This is a genomic window from Porphyromonas sp. oral taxon 275, assembly GCF_018127745.1.
In the GTDB taxonomy this organism is placed as follows: Bacteria; Bacteroidota; Bacteroidia; order Bacteroidales; family Porphyromonadaceae; genus Porphyromonas.
On sequence record NZ_CP072333.1, the window covers coordinates 1,045,576 to 1,068,531 of the forward strand.

The window sequence follows — 22,956 nt, forward strand, 5'->3', positions numbered from 1 at the left end:
TGATCGCTCTACTACTCCTCGTCGAAGAAGATGCTGGCTGGTCGTACACGGGGCGTACGCCCGAGGTGGCTGTAGGCGAGGTCTGTCGCCTCACGGCCGCGAGGCGTGCGCTTGATGAAGCCCTCCTTGATGAGGAAGGGCTCGTAGACCTCCTCGATCGTCCCCGAGTCCTCACCGAGCGCCGTGGCGATCGTGCTCAGACCGACGGGACCGCCCGCGAACTTATCGATGATGACACCCAGTAGCTTGTTGTCTATATAGTCCAGGCCGTAGCGGTCGATATTCAGGGCCTCGAGGGCATAGCTGGCGATGGCTTGGTCGATGCGTCCGTCGCCCTTGACCTGAGCGAAGTCACGGACGCGGCGCAGCAGGGCGTTGGCGATACGCGGCGTCCCGCGGCTACGTGAGGCCACCTCGACGGCAGCGCTCGTATCACAAGGGCTACCGAGGAGCTCGGCCGAGCGTAGGACGATCCCCGCCAGCGTCTGTACATCGTAGTACTCGAGGTGGAGGTTGATGCCGAAGCGGGCTCGCAGGGGCGCCGTCAAGAGGCCGCTACGCGTCGTGGCTCCGACGAGGGTGAAGGGATTGAGGTCGATCTGTATGGAGCGAGCACTGGGGCCCTTGTCCAGCATGATATCGATGCGGTAGTCCTCCATGGCGGAGTAGAGGTACTCCTCTACGACGGGACTGAGGCGATGGATCTCGTCGATGAAGAGCACATCGTTGGGCTCGAGGGAGGTCAAGAGCCCCGCGAGATCCCCAGGCTTATCGAGCACTGGGCCTGAGGTCACCTTGATGCCGACCCCGAGCTCCGAGGCGATGATGTGTGAGAGGGTCGTCTTGCCCAGCCCCGGAGGGCCATACAGCAGGACGTGGTCTAGTGCGTCGGAGCGCAGCTTAGCGGCTTGGACGAAGACCTTGAGATTCTCCACGGCCTTGTCTTGACCGCTGAAGCTAGCGAAGGACAGCGGGCGTAGCGCCTTGTCTATATCTTGCTCCTCCTGCGGGAGCACCTCTTGATTGCGTATGTCGAAGCTATCGGGATAGGGCATTACTTAGTGCTGTGGGGGAAGTTGGTCGAGGAAGCGGAAGAGCTGACGATAGGCCTCCGCGTAGGCCGCGCTATCGCTCGAGAGGAAGAGATCGTGCAGTCCGCCTACGATGCGGACGGGCTGCACCTTGTCCCCGAGCATGAGGCCGTAGCGCTGGATGTCGTCTACGTCGAGGACGAGATCAGCACGTCCGTAGGCGGGCTGCCAGGCGCCACGAGCACGAATGGAGCTGTCGGAGCTCATCAGCAGGATGGGCATGCGCAGGCTGAGGCCGCGCTGCACCTGCTGGTGGCCGCGTCGTATAGCACGCAGCCACTCGAGACGAATGGTGTGCCCCTTAGCCTTCTTCCACTCCGTATTATAGTCCCACAGCCCGTGGTAGCGCTTCAGGAGGCTCTGCGCGTAGAGGTCGGGCTCCTCCGAGATCCCAGCGACGATGGTGCGGGGACTTACTCGGCCTATGCCATCAAGCATGGGGATGACGAGCCGCTCCTGCACCTTGCTGAAGTTGAAGTCAAGGAAGGGACTATTGAGCACCAGTGCCTGGATGCTGTCGCTATTATGCGTGTCCTCTAAGTAGAGGCTGGTGATGAGGCCGCCCGTAGAGTGCGCCATGAGGACGAGCTCCCGAGCGCCCCCCGCCTTGATCTGCTGGATGGCCTTGGCTAGGTCAGCGTAGTACTCCCTCAGGTGGCGCACCTCGAAGGGGTCCTGCCTGCTGGAGAGGCTGCGCCCATACTTGCGCAGGTCTAGCGCGTAGAAGGCATAGCCGTGCCGTGTGATGCTGTCGCCGAGGGCAGACTGGAAGAAGTAATCGTTGTACCCGTGTACGTACAGCAGGGCGCGCGGTGCCTCGAGGAGCGTGTCGCACCGTACGAGCGTCGCCGTGACGGGCCCAGAGTAGTCTCGCCCTTGGTCTATGGTGAGGCAGCTGTAGCCCTCGAGGATATCGGGCCGCCACTGAGCCTCGGCTCGGGAGACCAGCAGAAGCGGCAGCAGCAGGAGCAGTCCCAGGAGGAGCGCTCGGTGGTGGAGTCCTTTCGTCACTAGCATAGGATCATAGGAATTAGCGTACCGTGAGACGGCAGACGAGGGTCTGTGTGGGGAAGATCGCACGCAGGAGATAGACGCCTGCGGGCAGCTGTAGGGGGACCTCACGGCTGCCGCGGGCGGAGAGGAGCTTACGACCTGAGAGGTCCATGATGTCGAGCTGCGTGAGTTCGGTCGAGGCTCGCAGCTGCTTGCCATAGAGCCAAACTCGCGAGATCTCCTGCACGCTATTGGCCTGGTCGGTGGCCCTGAGACGCGTGCTCTGAGCCTGGGAGCTACGGTAGTAGAAGCCCCCGATGACATTCCCCCCTGAGATGAGATAGGTGCCGCCATTGGTCAGCTCCACCGCCCCATGCTCTGGAGCGGCGAAGATGCGTGTCGTCAGGCGAGGCGTCTGGATGCGCTTGGTCAGCGAGGGGAAGCGTGTGACGGTGTCGGCTAGCGCATTGTAGCTCGTCGTGTAGGCGGCGTACTGGTAGCCGGGGCTCTGTGCCTGCAGTCTTGGGGTAGCCAGTAGGCAGAGCCCGAGCGAGAGCAGGGCAAAGCGGCGAGACGTGCGGTGGAGGGTCTGTCGGAGCATGAGGACGGCTATTCTTGGGTGAGCAGCTGGCGCAGCTCCTCTGGGGTGATGTCTACGAGGATCTCCCCGCTATAGGCCAGAGAGATCGTGCCACGCTCCTCGCTGATGATGATGACCTTGGCATCGGTCTTCTGCGCTAGGCCGAGTGCCGAGCGGTGGCGAAGCCCCAGGTCCTTATTGAGGTCAGGGTTGCTCGCTACGGGCAGGATGCAGCCCGCGGCACAGATCTTCCCCCCGGCGATGATCATCGCCCCGTCATGCATGGGGCTATTCTTGAAGAAGATGTTCTCGATGAGTCGGGCATTGACGCTGGCTGTGAAGCGCTCCCCCGCGTGCTGATAGGACGAGAGGTCCATAGAGCCCTGCACGGCGATGAGTGCCCCCGTCTTCTTACGCGCCATATTCATACACGCCAGGACAATAGGAGCGATGTACTCGGCCTCAGACTGCTCCTCCTGCCCTACACGCAGCAGGCGCCGTAGGCGACGCCAGCGCTGGGCCGAGCCTATGGTAACGAGGATCTTGCGTATCTCCTCTTGGAAGATGATCACCAGGAGCAGCACCCCGATGTTGGCAAACTTGTCGAGGAGCGCCCCCATGAGGCGCATCTGGAGCACCTGGGAGATCAGCAGCCAAAGGACGACAAAGGCGATGATCCCCGAGAAGAGCGAGCGGGAGCCTGAGTAGCGCAGGGTCACATAGGCGTAGTAGAGGCAGGTCGCCAACATGAGGATATCGATGATATCCTTGATCGAGATCTGTAGCCAGGCAAGCATATAGTCAGTCGAGATGAGCTAGTAGGATGAAGGGAGCACGCTAGCGAGGCTCAGCCTCGTCGTGGGGCGTCAGAGAGTCACGCCGCTCGTAGTAGTGTAGCGCCTCGTCAGCGCGCTTGTAGGGCTGGAGCTGCTGCCACAGACGCACGGCCTCGACAGCCGCCGCCACATCGTGGACACGCAGGATGGAGGCGCCTCGCTCTAGGGCAAGGGTATTGAGGACGGTGGTACCGTTGAGCGCCTCCTCAGGGGAGATGCCGAGGCTACGATAGATCATACTCTTGCGCGAGACGCCTACCAGCAGGGGCTGAGGCAGGAGGCGATGCAGCTCCCCAAGGCGCTCCAGGAGCTCGAAGTTCTGCTCCAGCGTCTTGCTGAAGCCGAAGCCTGGGTCTAGGATCAGGTCGTGTAGCCCCAGCGCCGTCAGCTCCCCGACGCGCTGGATGAAGTAGTCGAGGACCTCCAGCGTGACGTCCGCGTAGTCCGTCTGCTGCATCATGTCCTGCGGTGTCCCGCGCATGTGCATCAGGATGTAGGCTACCTGTAGCTCGGCTACCGTGCGGTACATCTCGGGGTCGAGTGCTCCGCCAGAGATATCATTGATGCAGGCTACACCCTGCTCCTCGACGGCCCAGCGTGCGATGTCGGCACGGAAGGTGTCGAGCGATACGGGTAGCTCGGGATAGTCGCACCGTAGGATGCTGAGGACGAGCTCCAGACGCTGGCGCTCCTCCTCGGGGCTCACCTCGGCTGCCCCTGGACGCGAGCTGTAGGCTCCGACATCGGCGATGCTGGCCCCCTCGGCAATGAGCTGCTGGATACGCACATGCAGCGCCTCCTCCCCCCCGACACGGCTCCCCGCGTAGAAGGAGTCGGGAGTCACGTTGATGATCCCCATCACGAGCGGAGTGTCGAGGCTGTAGAGGCGAGAGCCGAGCCTAAGGGTAGTGCGTCGCAGCATGTATCTATAAGGATGCGTTAGGGGTAAATCAATTCGTCCATCGGAAGGTCCCAGTCCTCGCGGGGTAGTCGGTCTACGCGCTCTATGCCGTAGCTGACCCCAATGCGATAGGCACCCGTCCGACTGAGGTAGCGGTCGTAGTAACCCTTGCCGCGGCCGAGGCGATAGCCCTCGCGGTCGAAGGCCAGGGCTGGGATGATGAGTAGCTCCAGCTCCTCGGGGGCTATGGGCTGCGCGCCCTCTAGCTCGGGCTCCTCGAGGCCGAAGTGCCGCGAGCGCTCCAGCTCCATCCCTGGGCTGTAGGGAAGGTACACGAGCTCCGTATCGGAGACGACGCGCGGGAGGTAGAGCTCCTTGCCCGAGCGAGCCATCAGCGGGCTCAGGTCGGGCTCGTCGGGCAGCGCCCGATACAGCCCCACACGCCGAGCGGCCTGCCAGCGGGGGTGCTGCTCTAGCTGCTCGACGATACGCACGCTCCAGCGCTCACGCTCCTCGGCGGTGAGTAGCCTGCTGGCTGCACGTAGCCTCTGACGTAGCTCCTGCTTCGACTCCATGATGGGACGGGCGGGCACTTAGCCCTTCTTCGGCTTCCAGTCGGGCGACTCGAGGATCTCCAGCGCTTTGATCACCTCGGGATCACGCTCGTTGCGCAGCTCGTAGAAGAGGTTCCTGTCCCCGCCGATGAGGTCGGCGATGAGCGCGATGAGATCACGGCGTAGGAGCGGCGCGCACTCCAGCAGCATCCCAGGACGCTGGGGTACTCCGTAGCGCTGCGCATAGACGGCATAGCTGGAGACCAGCTGGTCGCCTATGCCCTGCAGGTGCTTGTCGAGGGCGCTGGCGGTCTGGTGCGCCAGGAGCTCCGTACGGTGCGCATCGGCGTAGCTGAAGGCGAAGCGCATCAGCGTCCCCGAGCGCATCAGCCGCACGTAGTAGGCATTGAGCCCCGTGCTATCGCGGGGGACGAAGATATCGGGCGTGATGCCGCCGCCGCCATAGACGACGCGCCCCATGCGCGTGTAGTAGCGGGTCGTGTCGGGACGTGAGACGCTGTCGGCCGAGAAGAGCTCACCATGTAGGTAGCGCTCCTCGATGTCCTCGGCGTAGGCCTCCAGTCCCTTGGCATAGCTCTTCTGTATGCTACGCCCCGAGGGGGTGTAGTAGCGGGCTACGGTCAGGCGCAGCACGCTGCTATCCGAGAGGGTGAAGGGCACCTGGACCAGCCCCTTGCCGAAGGTGCGACGCCCTACGATGAGGGCGCGGTCTAGGTCCTGCATCGCGCCAGAGAAGATCTCGCTGGCGCTGGCGCTATTCTCATTCACGAGCACCGTCACGGGCGTCTGACGTAGACGCCCCGTGCGTGGGCTGGTGAAGTTCTCACGTGGGTAATGTGCCCCTTGGTTATAGACGAGGAGGTTGCCCTTATCGAGGAACTCGCTGAGCAGCGTCGTAGCTGCCTGCAGGTAGCCCCCGCCATTGTCTCTCAGGTCGATCAGAATGCGCTCTATCCCCTCGGATGCGTGATCCGCCCAAGCCTGCTGGAACTCCTGAGGCGTCTGCGCGCCCCACTTATTGAGCCGCACATAGAGCACGTGCGGACGTATCATATAGGCGGCATCGATGCTCGAGACAGGCACCGCACCGCGCACGACAGCGCTCTCAAAGGTCTTCACCCCGCGCTTGATGAGCAGCCGCACGACGGTATCCTCAGGGCCCTTCAGCGCCTTCATGATCTCCTCGGTGGTGATGGAGTCCTTGACGAGGTTCGTCTGCCCTGCCTTGAGGATGCGGTCCCCAGGCTTGAGGCCCGCACGCTCACTCGGCCCTCCCTCGATCACTCGGACGACGACGACGGTATCCAGCAGCGTATTGAACTGTACACCTATCCCTGCGAAGGAGCCTTCGAGTCCCTCCGTCTCCTGGCGATTGGCCTCGGCATTGAGGTAGACCGAGTGCGGGTCGAGCTGAGAGAGGATGAGGGGAAGGGCCTGCTCCTGCAGGCTATCGAAGTCTACCGAATCGACATAGTAGCGCTCTATGAGCCCGTAGATCGTCCCGAGCTTACCGAGGCCAGCGGAGGAGCGACCTAGACCTAGGTACACTCCCGTGAAGATGCCCCCGAGGAAGAGGAGGCAGATGATCGTGATGTAGGCGAGCCAGCGCAGGAGGCGTCCCCCCTTGGACTTGGGGGCTGGAGCCTCGGGCTGGGAGGGCTGGGCGTTTGCGTCCTTGAGTTCTTGCATACCCTTATATATACGGTGTATTATTGGTCGGTCGTGTGTGTCCTCGGGCGGGGAGGCCTAGGCCTCGTCCTCGAGCGGGATATAGTCCACCTGGATGCCCGCACGCTCCAGCAGGTCGATCCCGTCACGCAGACGGTACTCTATGCTGTAGACGACACGGACGATATGGCTCTGGATGATGAGCTTGGCGCACTCGATACAGGGGGCATCGGTGACGTAGACGGTAGCACCTATGCTGCTCTGAGTGCTGCTGGCGAGCTTGGTGATGGCGTTGGCCTCGGCATGGAGCACATAGTGCTTCGTCAGTCCGTCCTCATCCTCACAGACGTTCTCGAATCCCACGGGCGTGCCGTTGTAGCCGTCCGAGATGATGCTCTTATCCTTGACGATCAGGGCGCCGACCTTGCGGCGCTCGCAGTAGGAGTTCTCCGCCCAGATCTTAGCCATACGCAGATAGCGTCGGTCGAGTGCGAGCTGCTTATCGTCCTGCTCCTTGGTGCTGCTTACTCCCATCATTAGAATACTGCTTAATAAGTCTTTCCGCAAAGATACGGCTTTTGACCGTTCGGGGGGACGCCCCAGCGCCCGAGCAGGTGAGGGGAGCAGCCTCCGAGCCCAGCTAGGCTAGCCGAGGTACTGCGGGGAGCGCCCATAGCTGGGATTCAAACGCCAGCCCTAGGGCCTCGTGCGGCGCGTGCCTCCTAGCCCCTTCCCCTCAGCTCACAGCGAGACGCCACTATAAGGGGAGACGCGCTGAGGGATATCAGTGGGCGCGCTGAGGGACGTCCATCAAGGCGCTGAGGGATATCAGTCAGCCTGCTGAGGGATATCTTTCGTCGCAGGGCAAGGCGGCGAGGAGCTCGCTGCACCGCTTCGCTCCCTTCATCGGAAGGGCTTGGGCTGAGCTCCGCAGCCCGCTTAGCAGCTTGACTTCGTACCGCTCGGCGAAGGCCACGACTTCGCCTGCCGTCGCGACATCCCGAGGGCCGGAGGAACACCTTAGCACTACTCACCTAGCCCGCGTCGCTCAGCTGCGGCAGGCTCCATGGCGTGGGTAAGTGGGCGTAAGTGGGGGATTTAGTATATTTGCTACGGCCTTGGGACCTACGAGAAGGCTCCCCAGCAGCCGAAGTAACTCACAGCAAGAGACACATTAGAACGATATGCTTGACAACCACTACCACGAGGCAGCCAACTACCTAGCCTCACGCCTCCCTAAGGACATCAAGACCGCTATCATCCTCGGCAGCGGCCTAGGTAAGCTCGGCGAGATGCTCCAGCAGCCGACTGTCATCCCCTACAGCCAGATCCCCCACTTCCCCCACTCTACCGCCATCGGGCATAAGGGGAACCTCATCGCAGGGACACTCTCTGGCGTACCCGTGCTGTGCATGCAGGGACGCTTCCACTACTACGAAGGCTACCCCATGGAGCAGGTAACCTTCCCCATCCGCGTGATGAAGCTACTCGGCATCGAGAACCTCCTGGTATCGAATGCAGCTGGCGGGATCAACAAGAACTTCCGCGTCGGTGACCTGATGATCATCCGTGACCACATCAACAACCTGCCCAACCCACTGATCGGGCCCAACGCAGAGATGTTCGGCCCCCGCTTCCCCGACATGACGCGTGCCTACGACCGCGAGTTCATCACCAAGGCCAAGGCCATCACCCAGGAGCTCGGCATCCCCACGCACGAAGGGGTCTACGTCGGCCTGACTGGCCCTTCCTATGAGACGCCAGCCGAATATACCTTCTGGAGTCAGGTCGGTGGCGATGCCATCGGGATGAGCACCGTACCCGAAGTGATCGTAGCCCGCCATGCAGACATCCGCGTCTTCGGGATGTCCGTCATCACCAACGAGGGTTGGCACTTCGACGACGACTTCGTCAACGACGGAGAGGATGTCATCCGCGCCGCCAACGCTGCCTCCGAGCGTATGGGACGTATCTTCAGCGAACTCGTCCGCCAGCTCTAAGGCACTTACGCCAAGCACACTACACGAGGGGCTCCTACCGCACTAGCACGGTAGGAGCCCCTCGCGCTTAGTCTCCGACAGCGGAGGCGCTGGCCTCGCCGCAGGCAGTCACTTCGGGCAGATAATTTCTTGCGCAGAATATGTATATTTGTGTACCAACACAAAGGCACGATGAGACAGCTCAAGCACGACTCCTTGGACTGGAAGTCCTACTACACTACACACACGACGACAGCTCGTGCTGCCGTCCGCGCAGCCGTTCAGGACGGCGCCCACCTCGTCTTCGGCCACGCCGTAGCAGCCCCCGAATCTATTGCCGAGGCGCTCTTCCTCGAGCGCGAGCACTTCCGCGACCTTACGATCTTCCACATGCTCTACTTCGCTACCCCCTGGCACCTACGCCCGGAGATGGAGGGGCATGCACGCGGCCGGCTTAACTTCCTGGATAAGCACAGCCGTCCCGTAGTGCGCGAGGGACGGGCAGACTTCGTCCCCTGCCACTTCCATGAGGTGCCGCGCCTCTTCCGCGAGGGGCTCTACCCCGTAGACATCGCCGCCGTGCAACTTAGCCCGCCCAACGCCGAGGGCTACTGCTCGCTCGGCGTCTCCTGCGACTATACCAAGGCTGCCATCGAGGAGGCCAAGGTCATCATCGCCGAGGTCAACGAGCAGATGCCCTTCATCGCGGGGGACAACCTCGTACACGTCACCGAGCTCGACTACATCATCCCCGTCGACCGCCCCCTCACCGAGATACCGCTGCCCGAGATCGGGGAGGTAGAGCAGCGTATAGGTGAGGTCTGTGCCGCACTCATCCATGATGGCGACACCCTGCAGATCGGGATAGGCGCCATCCCCGATGCCGTACTGCAGTGCCTGGGGGACCGCAAGGACCTGGGGCTACACACCGAGATGTTCACCGACGGGGTGATGCACATGATGCGCCGCGGGGTGATCACGGGCGCACGCAAGACACTGCACCCTCGCAAGGTCGTCAGCTCCATCGTCATGGGCTCACGCGAGCTCTACGACTTCGTCCATCAGCACCCCGACATCGAGCTCTACCCCGTGGACTACACCAATGATCCCTACATCATCGGGCAGAATGAGGACTTCGTCTCCATCAACTCCTGCCTCGAGATCGACCTCTGCGGACAGGTGGCCAGTGAGGCCATCGGGCAGGATCAGTTCAGCGGCACGGGCGGGCAGGTGGACTACCTCCGAGGCGTGCGCCGTGCCAAGAACGGGCGCTCCATCCTGGCCTTCACCTCCACGGCCAAGGGCGGGACGGTCTCCCGCATCGTCCCCACGCTCAGCGCTGGAGCTACCGTCACCTCGGGACGCAACGAGGTGGACTACATCGCCACGGAGTACGGTGCAGTGCGCCTGCAGGGTCTGACGCTGCGCGAGCGAGCGCTCGCACTGGTGAGCATCGCCCACCCCGACTTCCGCGAGGCACTCCTAGCAAGCGCCGAGGAGCGCTTCCCCCAGTAAAGCCCGTCCTCGAGCTACCCGACGACTCGGCCAAGGCAAACCTTGAGGACCACAAAAGCAGCGCGGCACGGAGATCAGTATCTCCGTGCCGCGCTCTTATTTAGCTAGCTAGGCCTTAGCCTGCGAAGGCAACCTTGAGCTGCTCCAGCCAAGCGGCAAGGCGCTGGTCGGTCAGCTCGGGCTGATTGGTCGGATCCAGCACGAGGCCAAGGAAGCGGCCATCGCGCTCCGCTACCGAATGCTCGTAGCTATAGCCCTCCGTCGAGGTCTCCCCGACGATCGTAGCCCCCAGCTCCTCCATATAGGAGGCGAGGAGCCCCACGCCATCGGCGAAGCTCACGGGATAGTGCTGCTGATCGCCGAGGCCATAGACAGCAACCTTCTTCCCCGAGAGGTCGGCATCCTCCAACTCGGGGAGGAACTCATCCCAGCTATCGGGCAGCTCGCCGTCGAAGTAGGTCGGCGTGCCGAGGATGAAGCGCTCGTACTTCATCCAGTCCTCCAGACGCGTCGTATCAGGGTCGAGGTAGACCACCTCCGAGCCCCAGGCGGCAGCGATGCGCCCCCCGAGCTCTGCGGTCTGTGCTGTGTGCTGGCTGTACACCAGTGCTACAGTCTTCATATACTCTAGTTTATTGGTTTAGTACTCGATGAGTTCCTTGGCTGCGGCGTAGATCTTCTCCTCACTGGGGAGCGTCGTCAGCTCGAAGCACTTGTGGAAGCCCACGGGCGTGCCCAGCGACCCGACACGATATACGGGCGCATCTAGATCACGGAAGGCCTTCTTGGCGATCGAGGCCGCCAGCTCAGCACCGAAGCCGCCGAAGACGCGGTCCTCGTGGACGATCAGCACCTTGGAGGTCTTCTTGATGGAGGCGTAGACCGTCTCCTCATCCCAGGGCGAGAGGGAGCGCAGGTCGATGACCTCTACGCTCTTACCCAGGTCACGCTGGATCTGCTCGGCCACGTGGAGCGATAGGAGCAGCGTATTACCGTAGGTGACGAGCGTGATGTCCGAGCCCTCTCGACGGATACGTGCCTTACCGAAGGGCACCTCGAAGTCCTCGGGGATGACGGCCGCAGCCTCAGTATTGTTGTACTGTCCCTTGGGCTCCATGAAGACCGTCACCCCACGCGAGCGCATCGCTGTACGTAGCAGCCCCGCGGCATCATCGGCAAAGCAGGGGTAGACGACACGCGCCCCAGGGAAGGTCGTTAGTACCGCCTCGATGTTCTGCGAGTGGTAGAGCCCGCCCTGGATGTAGCCCCCGGAGGCCAGGCGGATGGTGATGTTGGGAGAGAACTGCCCATTGCTGCGCCAATACTCGTGCGTGCAGTTGACGAACTGCTCCATCGCTGGCCAGAAGTAGTCAGCGAACTCTGCCCCCTCGATGACCACACGGATCTTGTCGCTGAAGCGGCTCATCCCGTTGGCCGTACCGACGATGTAGTCCTCGGCGATCGGGGCGTTGAAGACACGCTTGTGCCCGAACTCCTGCAGCATCCCCTTGGTCACATTGAAGACACCGCCCTTGTCCTTATTCGCTACGTCCTGCCCCCAGATGAAGGTATCGGGGTTGTGACGGAACTCCTGCTTGAGCGTCTTATTGATCGCCTGCACCAGCGTCAGCTCTTCACCTGTGCCGTCGGGGATCCCTGAGCCGTACTTGTCGCCCGGATAAGCCTCCCCGATGACGTAGTCCATGACGGTATCACTCGTGGGGTCGGGAGCCTGCAGAGCGTTGCGGTTGGCTACCTTGAGCTCCTCGCGCGCCTCGGCCTCGATCTGCTGCAGCTCCTCCTCGGTGAAGCGCTCGTAGCGGAGCAGCATGCGGCGGAACTTAGGTAGCGGGTCGGCTGCCTTAGCTCGGTCGAGCTCTTCCTGATCGCGATAGAGGGTGTGCTTATCCGAATTGGAGTGCGCCCCGATGCGTACGCAGGAGGCGGTGACGACGACAGGCGTACGATGCTCTACGGCGTATTCGCGCGCTGCCGCCATGGTGTTCATGGAGTCGAAGACGTCCTTACCGTCGCAGAAGAGTACCTTGAGGTGGCGGATACCGGCGTAGTTCTGCCCTACACGTGGGTTCGCCGTCTGCTCATGCGTCGGTACGGAGATGCCGTAGCCATTACTCTGCAGGACGAAGATCACTGGCAGACGCTCGCGAGCGGCACCGTTGATCGCCTCGTAGACGTAGCCCTCGGAGGCCGAGGACTCCCCATGGGAGGCGATGGCACAGCCGTCGACCTTGTAGTAGTCCAGGGCACGCGCCAGACCCACAGCCTGGGAGTCGTGCGCCGCGACGCAGGAGGAGATGTTGTGTATGCCCCACTCTACCTTGGCGTAGTGGTCGGACATATGGCGGCCCCCACTGGTGGGGTCGGTCGCCTTGGAGATCCCATTGAGGATCATCTCCTCAGCGGTCATCCCTGCTGAGAGGGCAGCGGTGAGGTCTCGGTAGTAGAGGAAGAGGTGGTCCTTACCCCGCTGGAAGGTCTGCCCTATGGCCAGCTGGATCCCATCATGCCCTGCATTGGAGGCATGGAACTGCCAGCCGATGGACTGGAGGAGATAGCTAGGGGCCTTCTCGTCCAATAGGCGTCCTAGGTAGAGGAGGTAGTACCAGCGACGGAGGGTCTCCTTGTCCGTCTTCTTGATCCCGTATCTTTTCTTTACTGCGTTCATAGGGCTCTAGTCTTGCTTCCAGTCCTCGAGGTGCTGTGCTATGGCGTGCAGGAAGGCACCGCCTAGCATACCATCGATGATACGATGGTCAAAGGACAGGGAGAGGTAAATCTTGTGGCGGATAGCGATGACATCGCCTGCCTCGGTCTCGAGGATGCTAGGCTCCTTCTCGATCGCCCCAATGCCGAGGATGGCCACCTCAGGCTGGTTGATGATGGGCGTACCGAAGAGCGTGTGTGAGGCGCCATAGTTGGAGATGGTGAAGGTGCTGCCCGCCATCTCGTCTGGGCTCAGCTTGCCCTGGCGGCTCTTGGCCGCAAGAAGGCTCACCTGCTCAGCGATACCGGAGCGGCTCAGCTTGTCGGCGTCACGCACCACGGGCACGACGAGGTTGCCATCAGGCAGCGCCACGGCCATACCCACATGGATATGCTTGCGCTCGATGATGTTATAGCCATCGACAGCGGCATTGATGCGGGGGAAGTCCTTGAGCGCCTTGGCCACGGCCTCGATGAAGGGCGTCATGTAGGTCAGAGCGACGCCCTCACGCTGCTTGAACTCGTCCTTGTGCGCCTCGCGCCACTTCACGAGGTTCGTGATGTCGACCTTGATGAAGCTCGTCACATGAGGCGCTACCTGCACGGACTGCACCATACGATCGGCGATGATGCGGCGGATGGGATCCATGGGGATCACCTTGTCCTCGGGCCCTACGCTGACGGCAGGAGCGCTGACGGCGGGGCGTGCAGGCGCTGCGGCAGCTGCCGCGGGCTGTGCGGCACGTGGCTGCGGAGCGGGAGCGCCCTTCTGCTGCTCGATGTAGCGGGTGATATCGGCCTTGCTGACGCGACCGCCGAAGCCCGTCCCCGAGATCTTGTCGAGCTCGTCCTGACTTACCTTGGCCTTCTTCGCTAGCTCAAGGACGACGGGCGAATACCAGCGCTCGATGCTCCCCTTGGTGAGCGTCTGCTCGACGACAGGGCTCGCTGAGGGCTGCGCGCTCACCGCTGGAGCGGGGCTAGCTGCAGCGGTAGGAGCCGCTGCGGGCTCTGCGGTAGCACCAGCTGCGGTATCGATGACTAGGAGCACCTGCCCCACGGGGACCGTCTCGCCCTCCGTATAATTGATCTGCACGACCTTCCCTGCCACGGGCGAGGGGACGGAGGCAGCGGTCTTTGCCGAGGTGACCTCAAAGAGTTCGTCATCCTCCTGGACGAGGTCCCCGACCTTGGCATGGATGACGGTGATGGTACACTCGGTGACGCTCTCCCCAGTCTTGGGGATCTTGATGTCGAATGTAGGCATAGCTTAGTTCTTTATCTTGCGTGTGTTGTTTGCTTAATGTAAGGCTCAGGAGGCCGAGCTCTAGGAGAGCAGTACTTCGTGCAGGATCTCCCCGACCGTAGGATGCGGGAAGACGTGGCGGCGGAAGTCCTCGACGCTCGTACCGTCGGCAATGGCGATGCCCGCCAGGAGGATCAGTTCGCTAGCGGGCGTGCCGAGGATGTGGCAGCCGAGGATGCGGTCGTTCTCATCCACCAGCACCTTGCACAGGCCAGGTGCCTGTCCCTGCTCCACGACATAGCGACCAGCGTAGGCCATAGGGAGCTTGAGCGCGCGGTAGTAGCGCCCCTCAGCCTGCAGCTGCTCCTCGGTGGCGCCGACCCCTGCCAGCTCGGGATGCGTATATACAACGCCTGGGATGGCATCGTAGCGCATAGGATGCCCCGCCCCAGAGACGATATGCTCTACGGCTACCTCACCCTCGCGGATGGCGGTATGTGCCAGCAGCGAGAAGCCCGTGAGGTCGCCCACGGCGTAGACCTGCGGGTGCGAGGTCTGCATGTATTCATTGACCACGACGGCGGCACGATTCTGCTGGATGCCGAGGCTCTCGAGGCCAAGGCCTACGCTAAGCGGACGGCGACCTACGCTCAGCAGGATCTGGCTGGCGGCGATGAGCTCCCGCTCGCCCTTCTTGGTCTCGATGGTGACGCCCTCGGGCGATACCTCTACGACCTTGCTCTCGAGGTGGAACTTCACCCCGCGCTTCTTGAAGAGCTTGCGCAGCGTGGCGGAGGTCTCCTTGTCCATAGCCCCGAGGATCTCGGGTGCCATCTCGATGACGGTCACGGGCACCCCTAGGCTAGCATAGACATCGGCGAACTCCATGCCGATGACGCCCCCACCGATGATGGCGATGTCCCTCGGGAGCTCGGTCGCAGCCAGCGCCTCACGGCTCGTCCAGTAGCTGACGCCGTCCAGCCCTGGGATGGGCGGGATGACGGTCTCGCTCCCCGTGGCGAGCAGGACGTAGCGCACTAGGTAGGTCTCCGTATCGGTGGCAACACGGATCAGCTCCCCCTCCTGCCCCTCGAGGCGTGCGGAGGCGGGGACGACCGTCACCCCATGCTGCTTCATCTTGTAGGCTACACCCGAGGTGAGGGTCTTGACGACCTCATCCTTGTGCGCCGCGATGCGGCTATAGTCGGCCTTCACCGAGCCCTCGATCTCTATCCCGAGGGCAGCGCTAGAGGCCACGTCGTGGTAGAGGTGTGCCGCGTGCAGGAGGCTCTTCGTGGGGATACAGCCTTCGTTGAGACAGACGCCCCCCAGCGTAGCACGCTCGAAGAGGATAACCTGAAGACCCTGATCTGAGGCCTGAGCCGCAGCATTATAGCCTGCTGGCCCACCGCCAATAATCGCTATGTCGAAGTTCATGATGCTTGTACACTTAGGTATGTTAATGTACCCAAAGGTACGTTTTTTTTACCCAAGAAGCAGTGCGTCCCGTCCCTTGGCTTCGGGAGGGCTCACTCCCGCGGCGCTAGGGGCTTTGGAGCAACCTTGCTAAGGGTATCGGGGCAAGGGCTTCACTCCCCAAGACTTAGAGCTCCTGCGGCCTTAGCTTGGCACCCGTCCGAGCTAAGGGGAGGCGCGGGCTCGGCGAAGCCTTGCCGAGCTGAGGGATAAGGGAGGGTGAGGATTCTTATATTACTTTTCGGGAAAAGTTATATTACTTCTCAGCAATTATTATATAATATTCGGCGGAAAGTTATATTACTTTTCTCCAAATATTATATCATTTTTCGCCCTAAGCCACTGCTCGGAGCTCGGCGAGACCGAAGGGGGAGCTTCGCGCGACCAGGCAGCGAGCCTCGACAGTAGTTCGGCGGAGCGGAGCGCAAGGAGGCAGTCCACCGCTTACGACGAGGCAGCGTACCCAGGCACAGCTCCTCCCGAGCGAAGCGGCACGAGAACCAGCGTAGCCCCCAAGGCCTCCCCGCAGCGCGCCACGCTATAGCTCGTATCTTAGTCGTATCTTTGCAGCCAAGATGAAGCATATACGCAACTTTTGTATCATAGCCCATATTGATCATGGGAAGAGCACGCTGGCAGACCGCCTCCTAGAGACGACGCAGACCGTCTCGGGTAAGGACCTACAGGAGCAGGTGCTTGATAATATGGATCTCGAGCGCGAGCGCGGGATCACCATCAAGAGCCACGCCATCCAGATGAACTACCGCCTGGACGGGCAGGACTATGTCCTCAACCTCATCGACACCCCAGGACACGTGGACTTCTCCTACGAGGTCTCCCGCTCCATCGCCGCCTGCGAGGGCGCGCTGCTCATCGTCGATGCAGCTCAGGGCATCCAGGCACAGACCATCTCCAACCTCTATATGGCGCTCGAGCACGACCTCGAGATCATCCCTATAGTAAATAAGGTAGACCTCCCCAGCGCTATGCCCGAGGAGGTCGAGGACCAGATCATCGAGCTGCTGGGCTGCAAGCGTGAGGAGATCATACGCGCCAGTGGCAAGACGGGCCTCGGCGTCGAGGAGATCCTCCACGCCATCGTGGAGCGCGTCCCCGCTCCCGTAGGCGACCCAGAGGGGCCGCTGCAGTGCTTGATCTTCGACTCGGTCTTCAATCCCTTCCGCGGGATCATCGCCTACTTCAAGGTCGTCAATGGCTCCATCCGCAAGGGGGACCACGTCAAGTTCATCGCCACGGGCAAGGAGTACGACGCCGATGAGATCGGGGTACTCCGCCTCGACATGGAGCCGCGCACTGTCGTCAGCACGGGCGACGTAGGCTACATCATCTCGGGCATCAAGACCAGTAAAGAGGTCAAGGTCGGGGATACCATCACGCACGTCACGGGCGGCGCAAGCGAGGCTATCGCAGGCTTCGAGGAAGTCAAGCCTATGGTCTTCGCAGGGCTCTACCCCATCGAGAGTGAGGACTTCGAGAACCTGCGCGCCTCGCTGGAGAAGCTGCAGCTCAACGACGCCTCCCTAACCTTCCAGCCCGAGAGCTCTATAGCGCTCGGCTTCGGCTTCCGCTGTGGTTTCCTCGGTCTGCTGCACATGGAGATCATCCAGGAGCGCCTCGACCGCGAGTTCGGGATGAATGTCATCACCACCGTGCCCAACGTATCCTATAAGGTCTACGACAAGAAGGGCGGCGAGCACGAGGTGCACAACCCCTCAGGCCTACCCGACATCACGACCATAGACCATATCGAGGAGCCCTACATCCGCGCCTCGGTCATCACCAACACAGCCTACATCGGCCCCATCATGACGCTCTGCCTCGGCAAGCGCGGGCAGCTGATCAAGCAGGAGTACATCTCGGGCGACCGTATCGAGATCTTCTTCGACCTGCCGCTCGGAGAGATCGTCATCGACTTCTATGACAAGCTGAAGAGCGTCTCCAAGGGCTATGCCTCCTTCGACTACCACCTCAGCGACTTCCGCCCCTCCCGCCTGGTGAAGCTCGACATCCTACTCAACGGCGACCCCGTGGATGCCCTCTCGACGCTGACGCACGTGGATAATAGCGTGGCCTTCGGGCGCCGCATGTGCGAGAAGCTCAAGGAGCTCATCCCCCGCCAGCAGTTCGACATCGCCATCCAGGCAGCCATCGGCGCCAAGGTCATCGCCCGCGAGACCATCAAGGCCGTGCGTAAGGACGTGACGGCCAAGTGCTACGGCGGTGACGTCTCCCGTAAGCGTAAGCTCCTGGAGAAGCAGAAGGAAGGGAAGAAGCGCATGAAGCAGATTGGTACCGTCGAGGTGCCGCAGAAGGCCTTCCTCGCTGTCCTCAAGCTCGACTAAGGATCAGATAAAGCACCAGCTAAGATGCCAGCACCCAGCCAGCCCAAGGTAGCTCGGAAGCGCCCCACCACAGTGGCGCCGCTCGAGCTAGACGGGCGTATCCCCCCCCAGGACTTAGCCATCGAGGAGGCTGTCCTCGGGGCGCTTCTCCTCGAGAAGGACGCCTACCCACGCGTCAGCGAGCTACTCCGCCCCGAGACCTTCTACCTACACACCCACGAGCTGGTATACACCGCCATGACGCAGCTGGCTATGGAGCAGAAGCCCATAGATATGCTGACCGTCATCGAGGAGCTGCGCCGCATGGAGGTACTGGAGGAGGTCGGCGGCCAAGCCTTTATCGCGGGGCTCTCGACCAAGATGCTCTCGACCTCGAGCCTTGAGGCCCACGCCGAGATCCTCGCGGACAAGGCCCTCAGCCGCAGCCTCATCGGCATGGCCTCCCAGACGCTCAAGGACGCCTTCGACGACGTCGTAGCCGTCAAGGAGCAGGTACAGCGTGCCGAGGCTAGCCTCTTCGAGCTGTCGCGCGACGAGAAGAAGGGCGACTTCGAGCCCATCCGTCCGCTGGTCAAGAATGCCATCGAGGAGATCCAGATCGCGGCCAATAGGACGGAGGGGATCAGCGGCCTGTCGACGGGCTTCCCCAAGATCGACGAGATGACCTCAGGCTGGCAGAACTCCGACCTCATCATCATCGCGGCGCGTCCTGCCATGGGTAAGACGGCCTTCGTCGTCTCTATGGCGCGCTACATGGCCGTAGACCAAGGGATCCCCGTAGCACTCTTCAACCTCGAGATGAGCTCCGTGCAGCTCGTCAAGCGCTTCCTATCCAACGTCTGCGAGATCGATGGGCAGAAGATCAAGAGCGGACGTCTAGACGACGTCGAATGGGCACGACTGAATAACCGCATGGCGGGTCTTGAGGCTGCGCCACTCTACATCAACGACACGCCCTCGCTCTCGGTCTTCGAGCTACGCACCAAGGCGCGTCGCCTCGTGAGCCAGCATCAGGTCAAGCTGATCATCATCGACTACCTCCAGCTGATGAATGCCAGCGGGATGAGCTTCGGCAACCGTGAGCAGGAGGTCAGTACCATATCGCGCTCACTAAAGATGCTGGCCAAGGAGCTGAATATACCCATCATCGCCCTCTCCCAGCTCAACCGCGGCGTAGAGAACCGCCAGCAGGGCGGTGACGCCAATAGCAAGCGCCCACAGCTCTCTGACCTCCGTGAGTCGGGGGCTATCGAGCAGGACGCCGACATCGTGTGCTTCATCCACCGCCCCGAGTACTACAAGATCACCGTAGACAGCGAGACAGGCGAGTCGCTGAAGGGTGTCGGCGAGTTCATCATCGCCAAGCACCGTAACGGGCCCGTCGGTGAAGTACGCCTCGCCTTCAAGTCCGACTTCGCCCGCTTCTCCCCTCTGGAGGACCTGCAGCCAGGCACGGAGGCCGATGCAGCCCGCCCCACGACCTCGCTCTCTGGGCGTAGCCTCACGGCCGGACCTGCGGCAGCAGCGCCATTGGCCCCAGCCTTCGACCCGCTCGCCCCGGATAATAACTTCCCTGGCGGCCAAGTGCCCTTCTAGCCCCGCCGCCCCTTTACCTTTCCCTAGGTTCACCATCCCATGCTCCACCCCGACTATCTGCTACGCCAGCAGCGCCTCCAGAGCTACATGCAGGAGGCAGGTATCGACGCCCTCGTGCTTAGCTCCAATGTCGCCCTACTCTATGTCTACGGCCAGGTCTTCGCTGGGCTAGCCGTGCTGCTCCAGCAGGGCGAGGCTCACTACTTCGTACGCCGCCCTCAGACACAGCCCGAGACCAGCCAGCTCCACCACATCCGTAAGATCGAGCAGCTCCCCGAGTGGCTCGACCTCAAGCCCCTTCGGCGCGTCGCCCTCGAGCAGGACGAGCAGAGCTACAGCGACGTACAGCGCATGGCGCGCATCTTCGAGGGAGCAGAGATCGTCAACGCCACACCGCTGCTGCGCCGTGCCCGCATGGTCAAGACGCCCCTAGAGCTCGAGCAGCTCTGCCAGTGCGCGGCACAACACGTCGCCGTCTACCGCGAGGTCCCGAAGGCCTATCGTGAGGGGATGACGGACAGAGACCTGCAGATCGAGCTGGAGCGTGTGATGCGCCAGCATGGCTCGGTGGGGCTCTTCCGCTGCTTCGGCTCGGCGATGGAAATCTTCATGGGTAGCCTGCTGGCAGGAGACAATGCGGGCACGGCCTCGCCCTATGACTTCGCCCTCGGAGGTGCTGGGACTACGGCGCTGCCTCTAGGGGCTAACGGGACGCCCCTCACCGAAGGCACCGCGGTGATGGTCGACATGGCGGGCAACTACGGCGTCTATTACTCCGACCTCACCCGTACCTATTCCGTCGGCCAGCTTCCTGCCGAGGCCTACCGCCTGCACGAGCTGAGCCGCCAGCTGCACCGCGAGGTCATGCAGACGGCAGGCCCAGGGAGCTCCTGCGCCGAGCTCTACACGCACTCGCTGGAGCGGGTCACGGCGGCAGGTGCTGCGGACTACTTCATGGGGACGGAGCTGCAGGCACAGTTCGTCGGGCATGGGATTGGCCTTCAGATCAATGAGCCACCGGTGCTCACCCCTCGCAGCCGCGACGTCCTAGAGCCTGGGATGGTCATCGCCTTCGAGCCTAAGTTCGTCCTCCCTGGTGTCGGTGCCGTAGGGATAGAGAATAGCTACCTCGTCACGGAGACAGGCGTCGAGAACCTCACGCCTGCCCCCGAGGAGATCATCGACCTACGCACAGGTCTCGCCCACGCCTAGTCCTATGAAGCGCATAGCCCTCTACGCTGGCTCCTTCGACCCCTTCACGCGGGGTCATGCCGATATCGTCAGCCGCGGCCTCGACCTCTTCGATGAGGTCATCGTCGCCATCGGGACGAACGAAGCCAAGCGCAACCTCTACACCGCCGAGCAGCGCCAACAGCAGATCAGCCGCTACTATGCCGACCAGCCCCGCGTACGTATCGTCGTCTATACGGGACTGACGGTGACGCTCGCTCAGGAGCTCGGTGCGCACGTCCTTCTCAGGGGCGTACGCAGTAGCACCGATATGGAGTACGAGCGCACGCTGGCCGACCTCAACCGCCACATCGCCGATATGGAGACCGTTCTACTGCCCGCCTCACAGCGCCTGACCCATATCAGCTCCTCCGTTGTCCGCGAGCTCCTACACTACGGAGCCGACGTCTCGGCCTTCCTCCCCGAGGGCTTCGTCCTTGATCCCATAGTCTAAGTATGGCTGACTGGAAAGACCGACTGGGCGTGCTCTACAGCACGAACCCCGACTTCGAATACACGACCGAGCAGGTCGAGGAGCCCGACACGCTCGAGCCCGCACGCCAAGAGCTGCGCATCAGCCTCAGCAAGAAGCAGCGCGGCGGCAAGGAGGTGACGCTCATCACGGGCTTTGTCGGGCGCGAGGAGGACCTAGCAGAGCTAGGCCGTCTCCTGCGTCAGCGCTGTGGTGTCGGGGGCTCGGCTAAGGACGGCGAGATCCTCATCCAAGGCGACCAGCGTACCAAGCTCCGTAGCCTCCTCCCCGCCCTCGGCTATACCCGCACTAAGGGCTAAGACCCTCTGCACCCCTCTCGGGACGCAGTATATATATAAAAGGCTATCCCCCTCCCAGCATGCCTCGGGCAGCTTGGGAGGGGGATAGCCTTTTACTTAGGGTACTTGCCACTCCTCGTCGGAGCCTCGGCAGGCAATCTTGGTGACTCAGGAGGGGTCACCAAATATACGCATTATACGCTATATAAAACAGGGGGTTTCGTTGTCTTAGGTTGGTTGCAATGCGAACGGTTGTGCGAATGCCTTATGCGGGCAATGAGGCTTGGGGATCACTCAGGATCGTCCGCCTTAATCTTCTATTAGCTCCTTCCAGTCGGGGTAGGCTGACATGAGAAGCATATCCAGCTCGTTTGCCTTGCGCTTCATCCCTATAGCCCCGAAGATGCAGGATACTAAAACCGTGGGGGCTGCAATTACGCCAGTGCCAACAGATGTATTGCTGCCCACTGAATAACCCAGTAGTACTGCCGCGAGTGCAAGTAGGATACCTATGGCGATGAGCCACTGGGCTCGATTTCGCATCCCCTCGTGCTGATTGAATGCGTTGATTACATACTCCTTGCGGCTTGTTTTGCGCAGAAATGCGATACGTTCGCTTGTCATGATAACTTGGTGTTTATGGTGAATGAATGTTTACTCGTAGTGGCGGATGCCGCCGAGGACCTCGAAGACCGCGGCGATCTGGTCCTTCGGGATGTCCTGCTTATCGTAGGCAGGGTTGATGGGCTCTAGCTGGTAGGCCTCGGGGCTTGGTCCCTTACGCAGGCGCTTGATCGTGCGCTGCCCCTGCTTGGTGACTATGGCGTACACCTTGCCCAGTAGCAGGTAGTCCCACCAGCCCTCCACGGGGCGAAGCGCAAGCAGGTCGCCGCCGTTGAACTCAGGCGCCATGCTGTCGCCGCGGAGATTGACGTAGAATACGCCCTTGCGATTGTAGGGCTTGAAGTCGATGAAGTACTCAGGGCGCGCGTCCTCGGGGTGGTCCACGAACTCCCCGTAGCCGCCCAGAAAGTCTACATCGTAGTAGGGCTGCCCGTCTCCCGGGGCTTCCTTGACCTTCGCCCAGTTTCCCTCTTCATCTTCGTCAGGGCCGCGCTCGCCAGTGCGCTGACCGACAAGCATAGGACCTTCGCCCGTTAACAGCCACGGCAAAGACACATCAGGGAAACAGTCTACGATAATGTTTATATCATAGGTGTTTCTTTTCTTCCACGCGCTCAAACGTTGCGGTGAAACACCGAGGATCTTAGCGAAGGAAGCATCATTATCTATGCCTTTCTGCTCTCTCAACTTCTTGATATTGAGAGATACATCTGCGGTTATGTTGTTAGCCATCATCTTCTATTTTGATAGGTCAACAAAACTGTTTACCTTTGCAGTGCAACCAACCA

At 61.6% G+C, this 22,956-nt stretch carries 21 protein-coding genes and 1 pseudogene; 7 read left to right on the top strand and 15 right to left on the bottom strand.

All coding sequences use genetic code 11. From position 1 onward, the window contains the following. Window positions 1-11: 11 nt before the first annotated feature. From ruvB to J4862_RS04160, 8 genes are read right to left on the bottom strand one after another with little or no spacing between them, the layout of a single operon-like run. Window positions 12-1,055 (bottom strand): Holliday junction branch migration DNA helicase RuvB, encoded by a 1,044-nt coding sequence (gene ruvB, locus J4862_RS04125; protein WP_211789465.1) that lies wholly within the window; start codon window positions 1,053-1,055, stop codon window positions 12-14. 3 nt (window positions 1,056-1,058) lie between these two features. Then, on the bottom strand, window positions 1,059-2,102 hold the full coding sequence (locus tag J4862_RS04130) for an alpha/beta hydrolase (RefSeq protein ID WP_249107455.1): 1,044 nt from the start codon (window positions 2,100-2,102) through the stop codon (window positions 1,059-1,061). A gap of 19 nt (window positions 2,103-2,121) precedes the next feature. After that, window positions 2,122-2,685, bottom strand: a complete 564-nt coding sequence (locus J4862_RS04135; protein ID WP_211789467.1) for a hypothetical protein — start codon at window positions 2,683-2,685, stop codon at window positions 2,122-2,124. Window positions 2,686-2,693: 8 nt separating this feature from the next. After that, on the bottom strand, window positions 2,694-3,461 hold the full coding sequence (locus tag J4862_RS04140; RefSeq protein ID WP_211789468.1) for a diadenylate cyclase: 768 nt from the start codon (window positions 3,459-3,461) through the stop codon (window positions 2,694-2,696). A gap of 40 nt (window positions 3,462-3,501) precedes the next feature. Beyond that, complete coding sequence (gene folP / locus J4862_RS04145; RefSeq protein ID WP_211789469.1) at window positions 3,502-4,422, bottom strand: dihydropteroate synthase; 921 nt, start codon at window positions 4,420-4,422, stop codon at window positions 3,502-3,504. 17 nt (window positions 4,423-4,439) lie between these two features. After that, entirely contained in the window at window positions 4,440-4,976 is a 537-nt protein-coding gene (locus J4862_RS04150) for a 5-formyltetrahydrofolate cyclo-ligase (protein ID WP_211789470.1), read from the bottom strand. An 18-nt stretch (window positions 4,977-4,994) separates the two neighbouring features. Beyond that, the gene (locus J4862_RS04155) at window positions 4,995-6,665 is read right to left on the bottom strand and encodes a S41 family peptidase (RefSeq protein ID WP_211789471.1); all 1,671 of its coding nucleotides are present in this window, start codon (window positions 6,663-6,665) and stop codon (window positions 4,995-4,997) included. A 57-nt stretch (window positions 6,666-6,722) separates the two neighbouring features. After that, the gene (locus J4862_RS04160) at window positions 6,723-7,178 is read right to left on the bottom strand and encodes a dCMP deaminase family protein (RefSeq protein WP_211789550.1); all 456 of its coding nucleotides are present in this window, start codon (window positions 7,176-7,178) and stop codon (window positions 6,723-6,725) included. Window positions 7,179-7,828: 650 nt separating this feature from the next. Between J4862_RS04160 and J4862_RS04165 the strand changes: the two genes are divergently transcribed. Both J4862_RS04165 and J4862_RS04170 read left to right on the top strand, forming a co-directional pair. After that, complete coding sequence (locus J4862_RS04165) at window positions 7,829-8,644, top strand: purine nucleoside phosphorylase I, inosine and guanosine-specific (RefSeq protein ID WP_211789472.1); 816 nt, start codon at window positions 7,829-7,831, stop codon at window positions 8,642-8,644. Window positions 8,645-8,815: 171 nt separating this feature from the next. Beyond that, window positions 8,816-10,138 (top strand): acetyl-CoA hydrolase/transferase family protein, encoded by a 1,323-nt coding sequence (locus J4862_RS04170; RefSeq protein ID WP_211789473.1) that lies wholly within the window; start codon window positions 8,816-8,818, stop codon window positions 10,136-10,138. Window positions 10,139-10,253: 115 nt separating this feature from the next. Here J4862_RS04170 and J4862_RS04175 read toward each other — a convergent pair whose 3' ends face one another. The 4 genes from J4862_RS04175 to lpdA are packed head-to-tail and all read right to left on the bottom strand — an operon-like array spanning window position 10,254 to window position 15,545. Next, window positions 10,254-10,760, bottom strand: coding sequence for a flavodoxin (locus J4862_RS04175; RefSeq protein WP_211789474.1), 507 nt, complete (start codon window positions 10,758-10,760; stop codon window positions 10,254-10,256). Window positions 10,761-10,778: 18 nt separating this feature from the next. Then, window positions 10,779-12,824: a thiamine pyrophosphate-dependent enzyme gene (locus tag J4862_RS04180; RefSeq protein ID WP_211789475.1), complete on the bottom strand. Its 2,046-nt coding sequence runs from the start codon at window positions 12,822-12,824 to the stop codon at window positions 10,779-10,781. A 6-nt stretch (window positions 12,825-12,830) separates the two neighbouring features. Then, window positions 12,831-14,129: a dihydrolipoamide acetyltransferase family protein gene (locus J4862_RS04185; protein WP_211789476.1), complete on the bottom strand. Its 1,299-nt coding sequence runs from the start codon at window positions 14,127-14,129 to the stop codon at window positions 12,831-12,833. A 60-nt stretch (window positions 14,130-14,189) separates the two neighbouring features. Continuing rightward, the gene (gene lpdA, locus J4862_RS04190; RefSeq protein WP_211789477.1) at window positions 14,190-15,545 is read right to left on the bottom strand and encodes a dihydrolipoyl dehydrogenase; all 1,356 of its coding nucleotides are present in this window, start codon (window positions 15,543-15,545) and stop codon (window positions 14,190-14,192) included. Between the two features lie 614 nt (window positions 15,546-16,159). Between lpdA and lepA the strand changes: the two genes are divergently transcribed. Genes lepA through J4862_RS04215 form a run of 5 tightly spaced genes read left to right on the top strand, consistent with a single transcriptional unit; the run spans window position 16,160 to window position 21,565 of the window. Next, window positions 16,160-17,947 (top strand): translation elongation factor 4, encoded by a 1,788-nt coding sequence (gene lepA, locus J4862_RS04195; RefSeq protein WP_211789478.1) that lies wholly within the window; start codon window positions 16,160-16,162, stop codon window positions 17,945-17,947. A 24-nt stretch (window positions 17,948-17,971) separates the two neighbouring features. Continuing rightward, window positions 17,972-19,543 (top strand): replicative DNA helicase, encoded by a 1,572-nt coding sequence (gene dnaB / locus J4862_RS04200; RefSeq protein WP_211789479.1) that lies wholly within the window; start codon window positions 17,972-17,974, stop codon window positions 19,541-19,543. Between the two features lie 39 nt (window positions 19,544-19,582). Continuing rightward, window positions 19,583-20,755: a Xaa-Pro peptidase family protein gene (locus J4862_RS04205; RefSeq protein WP_211789480.1), complete on the top strand. Its 1,173-nt coding sequence runs from the start codon at window positions 19,583-19,585 to the stop codon at window positions 20,753-20,755. A gap of 4 nt (window positions 20,756-20,759) precedes the next feature. Further along, on the top strand, window positions 20,760-21,227 hold the full coding sequence (coaD, locus tag J4862_RS04210; protein WP_211789481.1) for a pantetheine-phosphate adenylyltransferase: 468 nt from the start codon (window positions 20,760-20,762) through the stop codon (window positions 21,225-21,227). A 2-nt stretch (window positions 21,228-21,229) separates the two neighbouring features. Continuing rightward, window positions 21,230-21,565 carry a translation initiation factor gene (locus J4862_RS04215; RefSeq protein ID WP_211789482.1) on the top strand — a complete coding sequence of 112 codons (336 nt, stop codon included), beginning with the start codon at window positions 21,230-21,232 and terminating at the stop codon, window positions 21,563-21,565. A gap of 288 nt (window positions 21,566-21,853) precedes the next feature. On the opposite strand, the gene J4862_RS04220 is transcribed toward J4862_RS04215, so the two are convergent. The 3 genes and pseudogenes from J4862_RS04220 to J4862_RS08900 all read right to left on the bottom strand — a co-directional run. Beyond that, window positions 21,854-22,168, bottom strand: coding sequence for a hypothetical protein (locus J4862_RS04220; protein ID WP_211789483.1), 315 nt, complete (start codon window positions 22,166-22,168; stop codon window positions 21,854-21,856). A gap of 30 nt (window positions 22,169-22,198) precedes the next feature. Continuing rightward, window positions 22,199-22,687, bottom strand: coding sequence for a S24 family peptidase (locus J4862_RS04225; protein ID WP_249107456.1), 489 nt, complete (start codon window positions 22,685-22,687; stop codon window positions 22,199-22,201). A 57-nt stretch (window positions 22,688-22,744) separates the two neighbouring features. After that, window positions 22,745-22,903: pseudogene (locus J4862_RS08900) on the bottom strand (helix-turn-helix domain-containing protein); the annotation flags it as partial. Window positions 22,904-22,956 lie beyond the last annotated feature (53 nt).